General features: G+C 43.5%; 7 protein-coding genes. 5 read left to right on the top strand and 2 right to left on the bottom strand.

Annotated features, from left to right (window positions below; genetic code table 11):
- Window positions 1–36: 36 nt before the first annotated feature.
- Entirely contained in the window at window positions 37–4452 is a 4416-nt protein-coding gene (locus FLL46_RS09085) for a two-component regulator propeller domain-containing protein (protein ID WP_142893167.1), read from the bottom strand.
- A 143-nt stretch (window positions 4453–4595) separates the two neighbouring features.
- On the opposite strand from FLL46_RS09085, the gene FLL46_RS09090 reads away from it, so the two are divergent.
- Window positions 4596–5882 carry a threonine/serine exporter family protein gene (locus FLL46_RS09090; RefSeq protein ID WP_142893168.1) on the top strand — a complete coding sequence of 429 codons (1287 nt, stop codon included), beginning with the start codon at window positions 4596–4598 and terminating at the stop codon, window positions 5880–5882.
- 75 nt (window positions 5883–5957) lie between these two features.
- On the opposite strand, the gene mutH is transcribed toward FLL46_RS09090, so the two are convergent.
- Window positions 5958–6638 carry a DNA mismatch repair endonuclease MutH gene (gene mutH, locus FLL46_RS09095; RefSeq protein ID WP_168204101.1) on the bottom strand — a complete coding sequence of 227 codons (681 nt, stop codon included), beginning with the start codon at window positions 6636–6638 and terminating at the stop codon, window positions 5958–5960.
- A gap of 127 nt (window positions 6639–6765) precedes the next feature.
- Between mutH and rppH the strand changes: the two genes are divergently transcribed.
- The 4 genes from rppH to FLL46_RS09115 all read left to right on the top strand — a co-directional run.
- Window positions 6766–7290 (top strand): RNA pyrophosphohydrolase, encoded by a 525-nt coding sequence (rppH, locus tag FLL46_RS09100; protein WP_142893169.1) that lies wholly within the window; start codon window positions 6766–6768, stop codon window positions 7288–7290.
- A gap of 72 nt (window positions 7291–7362) precedes the next feature.
- On the top strand, window positions 7363–9633 hold the full coding sequence (gene ptsP, locus FLL46_RS09105; protein WP_168204102.1) for a phosphoenolpyruvate--protein phosphotransferase: 2271 nt from the start codon (window positions 7363–7365) through the stop codon (window positions 9631–9633).
- A gap of 825 nt (window positions 9634–10458) precedes the next feature.
- Window positions 10459–10791 (top strand): hypothetical protein, encoded by a 333-nt coding sequence (locus FLL46_RS09110; RefSeq protein ID WP_142893171.1) that lies wholly within the window; start codon window positions 10459–10461, stop codon window positions 10789–10791.
- Between the two features lies 1 nt (window position 10792).
- The coding region (locus FLL46_RS09115; protein ID WP_142893172.1) for a hypothetical protein at window positions 10793–11447 on the top strand (655 nt) is incomplete at its 3' end.

Here is an 11447-nt window from a genome sequence, read left to right on the forward strand (position 1 = left end):
ACGTAGTTAACTTTAAGTAGGTAGGTTGATGGCAAATCAATCAGACGACTCCCCCACCAACTGACAAACCCGGTGGGGATGATTAAATCCTTTAAATTGAATTTCTTCTAACTCAGTAAAATCAAACTCGTTACGGCATTGGGCGTAAATAGGATAACTAACTGTTATTTTCCCTGATGGAGAATAATTTTCTAAACGAGAGGCCAGATTAATTCCGCTGCCCACAGCTCTAAAGGCGACAATATCCTCAGAACCAAAGTTTCCGACAGTGGCAAAATCTTGATGAATGCCAATGCGCAATTTGACATTATGATCAAAGCCCGCTTCCAACCACTGCTCTGAAAGTTCGGTCATTGCTTGCTGCATTTCAAGTGCTAATTTTGCTGCGGATTTTGCTTGCAATTGTTTGTCCATATTATCCAGGGCGCCAAAAAAGACCACCAGGCCGTCTCCCAAAATTTCATTAAGCACGCCATTTTTGTTTTCGATTAACTGGCCCATTTTCCCAAGAAAACTATTGAGAATATCGGTGATGGATTCGGGCTCAAAACGATCAGAGATCGAAGTAAAACCAGCCAGATCTGCGAATAAAACGGTGATCTGTTTTCGCATCGCCACCAATGGATTCTGAGTGTCATTAGTAATGATTTGTTTAACCATTTGTTTTGGAAAATATTTTCCCATGCGCTCACACGCTTGTTGCAATGTAGCAGTATGTTCTTGCTGCTGTTTAGCGTCAACCAGGCCTCTTAGCAAACTCATGGTATGAATACGGCTTAACAAAACTTCACGCTCAATAGGTTTAGTAACATAATCATTGGCACCGGCCTCGAAGCCTGCGCTGATATCGCCAGGTTGATTTCGCGCCGAAAGTAGCAGTATCGGCAACTCGATCGCTGTATATTTTTTCCGTAATCTTTTGCACACATCATAGCCAGATAATCCTGGCATCATGATGTCAATAATGGCTAAATCAAATTTTTCCTGTTCGCCTAATTCAACAGCTTTTAATCCGTCTTCTGCGCTGACAACCTGGTAGCCGTTCATTTGCAATAAATCTGAAAGTACTTGAAGATTGATTGGATCATCGTCGGCGATAAGAACCTTACCTTTGTCCAGGTTATTATTTTTTTTCCTCTTTTTAATAGTTTTAGATTTATTCGTTGTTGAAATCACTCTAGCAGGTTTTTCGTGTGTGATACTTTCCACCACTTCAACTTCGTGGATATTCTCCAACCACATTGGAATTTCAAAGTAAAATTGCGAGCCTTCGTCCAGCTTAGAAACTGCCCATAAATTTCCACCGTGCTCTTCAATTAATTGGTGGCTGACCGATAGGCCAAGACCGGTTCCGCGGTGACTGATGGTTTCCGGCAAGGAGGCTTGTTCAAATGGTTCAAAAATGACTTCTAGCTGCGAGTTGTCAATCCCCATTCCTGTATCGCTAACGCAAACTTCGACAAAATTATTTTTACTATTTGCACTGATTTCTATTAAACCCTTGTTGGTGTATTTGATCGCATTACCAATCAAATTATGTAGCACCTGTTGAATACGGTTTTCGTCGGCATAAATTAACGGTAACTCTGCTGGAATCGAGTTAACTATTTGTAATGACTTTTCTAACGCCAGCGGTCTTAATAAACTCACCACTACATTAACAATTGAGGAGAGATCGACGGCTTTTCGTTGCAATACCAGGTTATGATGAGACAGTTTTTTAAAGTCCAGAATATCATTAACGAGTTGAGCTAGTCGCTTACCGCCATCAATAATTAGTTGTAAATGGTTAAGCGTTTTCTGATTTTGCAGACCTGCTATTCCTTCCTTAAGAGATTCTGCGATGCCGATAATACCATTAAGTGGAGTGCGCAGTTCGTGCGAAGTATTGGCCAGAAATTCATCCTTTAGTTGATCCACGCGACGTAAATGCTCATTAATCGCTTTTTGTTCTTGTAGTGAGCGTTCATGCTTGTTGAGGTAGTAAGCCAATAGCGCAATCACTAATGCAAAATATAAAAAGTAGGCCCACCAGGTTTGCCACATGGGCGGCTTAATCGTGAAGGTCACTTTAACCACTTCATCTACCCAGTTTCCATCACTGTTAGTTGCTTTTAATTCAAATGTATATCGATTGGGATCAAGGTTGGTAAATACAGCCTGGTTATTCAATCCTGATTCTGTCCATTGATCATTATAGGGAATTAAACGATAGCGAAATCGGTTTCTTTCCGGGTGACGAAAATCGAGAGAAGCAAACTCAAAAAATAAATCGTTTTCGTTATATTGAAGTTCAATGGGTTGTTGCTGGTAAGGTACACCGTGCGGTAAAAAGGGTTTTCCCTGGACGTTTATGCCAGTTATTTTTACCTGTGGCTGAAAGTTATTGCGAGTTCGCGTTATCGGGTTAACAATGGTCACGCCATTAACGCTGCCGAAATAAATTTCGTCGGACAAAGAGCGCGTCACGGCATTCCCGGTAAATTCATTGGTCGTCAGTCCATCTTCAATAGTGTAGTTGGTAAATCGCCCGGTATTAGGGTCAAGTTCTGATAGTCCCCGGTTAGTACCCAGCCACAAATTTCCGTTCGCAGCGGCGACAATTCCATGTATGGCGCTGTTAGGTAAACCATCTTTTTCAAGATAACTTTTGAATTGAAAGTCTTTGTTTTGAATTTGCTCGGCTGATAATAGATTCAATCCGTTAAAAGTCCCTACCCACAAATTTCCTGAATTATCTTTATAAAGACTTCGCACACTATTATCACTGATTGAAGTTTCATCACCCGGTTTGTTTTCAAACGCGAGCAAGGTGCCAAATTCCGGATCATAACGCTGGAGACCTTTGTTCCATGTCCCAAACCAGATAATGCCATCTTCATCCTGCAACATGGTACGAACAATGGTGTTACCTAGCTGGCCCTGCTCAACAAAGTTATAGTCGTTAGCAATGTTGAGCGTTTCAGAATCAATTTTTAACAAGCCGTCGTCAGTACCTACCCAGATGTTGCCGAAGCGGTCGCTTTCGACCATGCGAATACGATTGCTACTGACATAACCTTTTCGAAAATCCTTGCGTTGAATAAGCTGAGACTGTTTCGTATTAGGGTCAAAAACTGCTAATTGCCCTTGCTGATTTCCAAACCAGATACGCCGTTTATGATCAAAAGCGAATGCCTGGATCCGATTGCCGATAGGTTGATTATTGCTGTCAAAAAATTCAGTGAAATGAACAAACTTATCATTGGTCGGGTCATATTGATCGAGACCATTTAAAGTCGCGATCCAGATCAATCCGTTATTATCCTCTTCAATGTCCCAGACAAATTCATGGGATAAGCCATTAGACTGATGTGGCGCGTGGGTCAGTCGAGAAAGTCGGTTTTCAAAGGACATGGTAATATTAATACCACCACCGGCTGTGCCCACCCAGATTAATCCAGAACGATCCTGATACATTGACCAGATGTCGTTAATGGTGAGGCTGTGGTTGTCTGCAGAGTTACGCGAAAAACGCTGAAACTTGTTGGCGCCTTTGCGGCGAATGTTTAAACCGCCTTCATTAGTCCCAACCCAGAGATCGCCGCTGGCAACCCTCAGTATCGAACGAACATCATTATTGGCGAGACTTTCGGGGTCAGATTCGTCGTGCATGTATTGTTCAAAATCATTCTGGTCCGGGCGTAAGTGATAAAGACCGTCGAAAAGTGTTCCAATCCAGAGGCTGTTGTCCGTATCCAGATAAAGGTCGTTAATATTTTCGGGCGCGGTTTCTCCCTGATAATAAGTAAAAACCTGCTGATCGATATCGAAGTGCGCCAACGTCTCATCACTGGCAATCCATAAATTGCCATTGCCGTCATCAACAATGTCGACGATTGCGCCGTCGGGCAATGACTGATTATCTAATGGATTATTGAGAAAATGTGCGAACGCTTGTTTTTCAGGGAGAAAAAGATTGAGTCCCTGGTCGGTGCCAACCCAGATGCGATTAGCATTGTCTTGATGGATCACTCTGACCTGAGGGTTACTCAAACTATCAAAATCGTCTTCTTTGGAAATAAATCGCGTGAATTCGCCGTTTTTCGGGTTAAATCGATTAACACCGTTTTGCGCTGTACCAATCCATAAGTAACCCTGATCATCTTCGATAATCGAAACCACGATATTATCGGAAAGCGAACCGGGATCTTGTGGGTTATTTTTAAAATTAACAAATCGATACCCATCGTAACGAGTTAATCCGTCGTAAGTACCTATCCACATAAACCCCTGGCTGTCCTGATAGATGGTGTTGACGGTACTCTGCGGGAGTCCCTGTTCGGTGCCGATATGTAAAAAGCTGATAGCGTTGCGGCTGGCAAACGTCGGGCTTGCAAAAATACAGCCCAGCAATATCAGCAGGCAAACGGCAGCTTTTTTGAATGCGTTCAGGTTAACGGGCAAAAACAAAATATTGACTTATACTTTATCAAAGTAGTTTTCTGACTAAGCAAAGTACCTCAAATTAAACAAAAAGTCATTGTAAATAAAGGCATTTTGATTCGTGGTATAGTCTGGAACATCCAATCATCCCAACAATTGAAAATACATTAATGTCGCAACTTTCGGATATTTTGGTTACTGAAAATCGCTCGCTGGACGAAGTTCCTCACGCGCCCGACCGACGTGAACCCGTTGGGTTTTTATTGCGATTGTCCAAGGCACTGCATACTTACGGATTGCCAGCATATGAGCTTGAAAATACCATGAACGGGTGTGCGGAAGCGCTTGGCTATGGTATTCAGTGCATGTCTTTGCCAACCTCAATTAGCATGACGCTGTTACCGCCGCAGGGCGAGCCCCAAACTTACCTGATCCGTGTTGCACCAGGCGAAGTTAACCTGGAAAAATTGCGCAAAACGACAGATATCGCGCAGCAGGTCATCGCTGGTAATCTGTCAAGTGATAATGGTGCCGCTAAATTAAAAGCTGTTTCTCAAGCCAAGCCTGAGTATCCCTGGTGGATCACCGTGTTGGCGTTCGCTTTTGTTTCGGGTGCAATCGCTCGGATTTTTTCCGGTGGAATGTTAGAAATTGCAGCGGCAGGGGTTATCGGCCTTGTGGTTGGTGTGGTTGCGCTAGCTTCAAGAACTCGGCCATTGCTTGATCACCTTTTGCCGTCAACCTGTGCTTTTCTGGCGACCTTGTTGGCTTTTGTTATCGAGCATTTCTTGTTGCCGAATATCGCCGTGTCTGTGGTGGTTATTTCCGGGCTGATCATATTGCTCCCGGGATTATCGTTAACCATAGCAATGGCAGAATTGGCGACCCAAAACATGGTGTCTGGTACTGCGCGATTGACTGGGGCTGCGACGGTATTTATTCAACTGGCCTTTGGCAGTGCGCTAGGCGTTGAAGTTGGAAAGTTGTTCTCTTTCAGTGTGCAAGATAGTAGCGTGACTCAGGTGCCATTCTGGAGTATCTGGTTGGCTGCGGCAGTGGCGGCTATTGCACTTGTTCCTCTATTTGAAGCACGCAAAAAAGATGTCGTCTGGTTTCTGCTGGCAGCGTTATCGGCGTTTACCACTGTTCATTTCGCATCTCAATTGCTAGGGCCATCACTCGGTGCGTTTAGTGGTGCAATTACGGTCGGATTGTTAGCAAAACTCGGTTCGCGGGTTTTTTCTATTCCCGGCGCGATGATTATGATGCCTGGATTTATTATCCTGGTGCCTGGTTCCGTTGGTTATCGGAGTATTTTGGCATTGGTAGAAAAAGATATTGTTGGTGGCCTGGAGATAGCTTTTGATGTGGCTGTTATCGGGATCTCACTGGTGGCGGGTTTTCTGATTTCATCGATGGTTCCTTTGCCGAAAGATCGTGCTAAGGATCAGTACTGAGCATATGTTTTAAACCTTTCCCTTCTCCCTGGCCCTCTCCCGCCGGAGAGGGGTAAAACAATGTGAATTAGAAATTTACGATAGTTTCAGATTTTGCTGCAAAATTTGCTGGGTGAAACTCGACCTCAGGTAAAACCCTCTTGGCAGGGTTTCGATCATTTTTCCTTCGCGGTTTACCGCATGAGTAAGTGCCTTGGAGTCAGCTGCTTTGGGGCGAACCTGCAAATATTCACCCTGCCGCGCGTTCAACTGGTCGACTTTCCCCAGACTGACCAGTTCAACTGCGTTTTCCCAGTCTTGTTGTAACACGGCCAGAATTTGCGGCGGGGCCTGCCATAAAAAAGGGGTAGCGATGCGGTAGTCAATCACTGACTGTCCCGGTGCTTTGGCAACAGGGACCCACAAAACTTTATTGAGCTTTTTAAACACTGGACTGTCATGCCATTGGAGAAGCGATTGGCCGGTTAAGTTTAAAACGCAGACATAAGTTGATTCGAGCACTTTGCCTGAATAATCGATGGGTAAAGTTTTTAGCTCGATGCCCAGGTGGCTGAAATCCGGTTGAGACAAATTCCCACTATCCGCGCCCAGGCAAGTTTCTATGAACTGCCCCTGCCAACCTTTTTTGCGCTTCAGATTTTCCGGTACTGGAATATTCATTTGCCTGGCGACTTCGCCGATAGATTTTCCAGCCAGCTGGTTGGTTCGCTCTAGCAACTCAGTTTCTGTTTGTGGTGGTGGAACGATGATTTCCATAGAGAGAAAGTTAATCGGCTTTAATATGCTTCATTTGTGATATGCAGCAAATATACCAAAGAAATTTGCTGAATACTCAATTGTGTGTTTGAATAAGTTAATAATAGATTTTAATTGGTATCGATAAGTGATTGATTCAGAGGGATTTCGAGCCAATATCGGCATCATTGTATGCAACGATTTTGGCAATCTGCTCTGGACCAGACGCATAGGACAAAATTCCTGGCAATTTCCGCAAGGCGGGGTTGATGCGGGAGAATCTCCTGAACAGGCTTTGTTCAGAGAGTCAAAGGAAGAGATTGGGTTAGATAAGCAAGACGTTAAGATTCTAGGTTCGACTAAAAACTGGTTGAAATACCGGTTGCCTAATCGTTACATCCGCCAGGATAGCTACCCACTGTGCGTCGGTCAAAAGCAGAAGTGGTATTTATTGCGGCTCACCAGCCACGAGTCGCGAATACATTTTGATGAAACCGGACATCCGGAGTTTGACCACTTTATGTGGGTTAATTACTGGTATCCATTGCGCCAGGTCATTTCATTTAAGCAGTCAGTTTATCGACAAGCGTTAAGTGAACTGATGCCGTGCATGATGGAATATCAAGCAAGACAAAGAAAAAACAGAGGGCGTCGATCTAACCGCAAAAGCTAGTCGTTATTGAAGGTTATACTAGTCGCTAGTGTTTCCTATTTGCCTTCTGAGATTTTATTTAAGGAGGCTCTATTGCTGGAGCAGTTACGCCAGGTTACTCAAGCGGTCAGTTTCGCAGACGGACAACAGCAAAAGCTGGATGTCATTGTCGCAGAAATTTGCCGTGCACTTGATGTTGAAGTCTGCTCTGTTTATATCGCAGACTACCAGCTCCATCAATTTGTTTTAATGGCAACCCGCGGTCTAAATCCTGAGTCTGTGGGACAGGTGAAACTCGGGTTTAACGAAGGACTGGTTGGGTTGATCGGACAACGTGAAGAGCCCATTCACGTGCAACAAGCCAGCCAGCACCCCGCCTATCGACATATTCCAGAAATTCGAGAAGATGAGTTTAATGCCTTTTTGGGTGTGCCAATTATTCATCAGCGGAAAGTTCTTGGCGTACTGGTTATTCAACAAAAAGCACCCCGCCAATTTGAATTAGACGAAGAAACCTTTTTAATCACACTGGCAGCGCAACTATCAACAATTCTATCCAGTAGCGAAATCAACGAATGGTTTGAACAGCCGCCCAATGAATACTTTGCCCGAATTGTCCGTGGTGTGCCCGCTTCAGCCGGCGTTGCTATCGGCAAGGCGCGAGTGCTATTTCCATTAGAAAATATTCATAGTATTCCCGATCGCCAAACCGATGACATTGAAGGTGAGTTGACTAAACTGGGCGCTGCGGTAAAAGCGACCCATCGCCAGCTAGAGAAAATGTCCCGGCGAATGCAAGGGCGAGTGTCTGAGCAGGAGTTGGCACTGTTTGACGCCTATCAACAAATTCTCGGTTCTAAAGGACTGGCTGTTGAAGTTGAAGAAGTGATCCGCAAAGGATTCTGGGCAGCGACGGCACTGAGAAAGGTCGTCCAGAAACATCTTAATGCATTTAAACTCATGCAGGATCCCTACTTGCGTGAGAGAGCTAATGATATCGAAGATCTGGCCAATCGCGTTTTAGCACAACTGCTCAGCAGTCCCCATGGCCGGCAAAAGATTGAGCCGGGGACTATTGTGGTTGCCGAAAATATTACCGCGGCAATGCTTGCAGATTTACCGGCTAACGATATTGTGGGTATTGTTTCTTTAAAAGGTTCTTCCACTTCACATGCCGCTATTTTGGCTAAAGCGCTGGGTGTGCCCGCCATTATGGGGTTGGAGGCTTGTCCGATTACCCGCATGGATAGCAAGCAATTGATTGTTGATGGCTATAACGGCCAGTTGTTTGTCTCACCAAACCAGACTTTGGTGAACCAATACCAAGTGTTGTTAGACGAAGAGCGTCAATTTGCACAAGAACTTAGTCAGGATCAACATTTACCTAATGCCACTCGTGACGGCATGAAAGTCAATTTGATGATCAACAGCAGTTTAGGTACTGATTCTTCCAGAGCCAGGCAAACCGGTGCTGACGGGATCGGCCTGTATCGAACTGAAATTCCTTTTATGCAGCTTGACCAGTTTCCTTCTGAAGATGTTCAGGCCTGTATTTACCGTGATCTTCTGCAAGAGTTTGAAGGGCTACCGGTCACCATTCGAACGCTGGATATTGGTGGCGATAAACAGCTTAGTTATTTTCCAATTGAAGAGGAGAATCCATTTTTAGGATGGCGTGGTGTGCGTGTAACTCTCGATCATCCAGAGATTTTCCTGGTTCAGCTACGCGCAATTTTTAAAGCCAGTGAAGGGTGTGAAGGATTTAAATTAGCCCTTCCCATGGTGACGACGCTGGAAGAGCTAAATGAAAGTTATCGTTTGATCAATCAAGCGTTTGACGAAGTTGAGGAAGAATTGGCTGCGATTGGAAAACGGGTTACAAAACCGCAAGTTGGTTTGATACTTGAAGTACCGGCAACTTTGTTTCAGCTGAAAAGCTTCGCCAAAAGAGTCGATTTTATTTCGGTTGGAACTAATGATCTAATTCAATATCTGATGGCTGTAGATCGCAACAACTTACGCGTAAAAAATTTGTACAGCCATTTTCAGCCTGCGATCTTACGGGTATTAAAACAAATTGCCCATGAATGTGAGCATGCGCAAATTCCGCTACAGATTTGCGGCGAGATGGCGGCTGATCCGCTGGCTTCTCTATTGTTGGTTGGTATGGGCTATAACGAACTTAGTATGAATATTGGTAGCCTCGCAAAAGTAAAACGCGCGATTTCTCGTTTTGAATTAAGCGAAATGCAACAGCTGGTGGCGGAAATCGAAGCTTTTGAAACGGAAGCCAAAGTGCGCGACCATTTGCTGAAAACAATGGAAAAAAGAGGTCTTGGTGGTTTGGTTCGTGCGGGGAATTAACTGCTATTGATGAATTAAAAACTTTCGGTAATGGCCGGGTAATAAACTGGTTAGGGAAAGCGATATGTAAATGGAATAGAAATTATCTTTTGTAAAAAAACATGGTTTAAAATTAACCGAAATTCTTTTGTTTTTTTATATGCTTGAAAAGTACACACATAAATTTTCCACAAAAATTAGCCTTTGCCACCCTGGTGTTTTTTAAATATTATTTGAATCACCTAAGCAAGAATATTTAAGTTTTGCAATCAGTCAATTTGAACTAACAGTCGAATTCACCAGGTCAGTCGGAATAAAACAATTTGAACTATTTTGTGTATTGAGTTTATCCAAATATTGTTTTTATCCGGCCATTGCAACTTAATCTGGCATTGGTTATTCTTTTTTTGGTTATAGCAATTTAATAACCAGTCAGTTCAAAATAATGACAAATTCAAAAAACAACAATAATAAGAAAATCAATAACAAAGTGCCAACCTAAAGCACTCACCATAATAACGAGAATGAAATAATCTTTAATCGTTGGAAGGAAAAAAGGAAATATTGTTCAGGGGTGTAGACCAAAAAAGGGACAGGGATAGAAGACCAGTTTAATCAACCAATCGAATGAAAGTGAGATTGAATTTTCTACGATGAAAATTCGATTTTATGGCGAGTTTTGCTTAGAAAAAAATCTCTTGATTGTTGAGCTGTTGGCCAACCTGCGCATTGAAGTCTTGAATGCTCCACTCGAACTATTTCAGTTAACTCAATATTAAGGCGTTTTTAAACGCTTTGGGCTCGCTTGCGCCAAGAAAAAATCATTGCAGTTGGTTTTCGGTCAGAGTGAGTTGCGGATTTTTTGTCTCTGGAGCCCTTGTACTTTGCGGGTTTGATAAAGAATGTCCGAATTTTGTTAGTGGATGTCCGAATATTGATAGTGGTTTGTCGGGCAAATCCTGTAGTTTAAAAATATACAAGAAACGAGATGTTTTGAAATTGAGTAGTCGGTTTAATCGGGGGATTAATATGGAGTTGCAAGGTCGCATAGTCATGCATTGTTTATCAGGTGCAGTAACTGTTTTTAGAGGGGTATTGTCATCATCGTCTTTTACGGGAAATTTCACAGCCCGTTCTGCCATCAGTGGTCGTTATGAAGTCATTCACAGGGAGAAATAAAATGATAAGGAAATTAAATTATTTATGGTTGTTGGTATTCGTTTCATTGAGTCCGGTTAGCTTTTTTGGTGCGTTGTCAGGAATACCGACTGTTTATGCGTGGGACCAGGATTGTGACTTTTTGCCGCAGGGTTGTGGACCGGTTGTTCCGCTCACTAATTTTCGCGTCGTTGATCATGATGGCACTTCGATAGCTGAAGTTCGCTGGGATTATATGGGGACTCAGCGAAACTACCTGGTCGAACGGAAAGCGTCGAGCGGAACCTGGACTCCTATCTATTTCGGCACGAGTACGCTTTATACCGACATGGATTTACCTCAGGGAACCTACCAGTATCGCGGTAAAAACTGTAACAATTTAAATGAGTGTAGTGGCTGGTCGCTGAGTGAAGAAATTTCAGTGATTGGTGCACCAACCCAACCAGCGATAAGCTATAGCGGCTCGCTCTATATCGGTGATACCTTCACATTCAAATATATTTCCGAGCCAGCCATTCTAGAATATACCGTCGAAAGAAATGGTGAAACTATTTACGTAGGCCCTTCAGAAAGTTTAGAGCAGGCTTTACCTGTGGGCAGACACGATTATCGGGTTAAGGCGCGCAACAGTGTTGGCACGACCGATTGGTCATCTAATTACATAACAGTGCGTGACA

Origin of the sequence: Aliikangiella coralliicola, assembly GCF_007004725.1 — a bacterium.
Lineage (GTDB): Bacteria > Pseudomonadota > Gammaproteobacteria > Enterobacterales > Kangiellaceae > Aliikangiella > Aliikangiella coralliicola.

What these genes read in the sequence shown, in the direction of transcription:
- FLL46_RS09090 (WP_142893168.1), top strand. Translation starts at nt 4,596, where the DNA reads ATGTCGCAACTTTCGGATATTTTGGTTACTGAAAATCGCTCGCTGGAC.
- mutH (WP_168204101.1), bottom strand. Translation starts at nt 6,638, where the DNA reads ATGGAAATCATCGTTCCACCACCACAAACAGAAACTGAGTTGCTAGAG.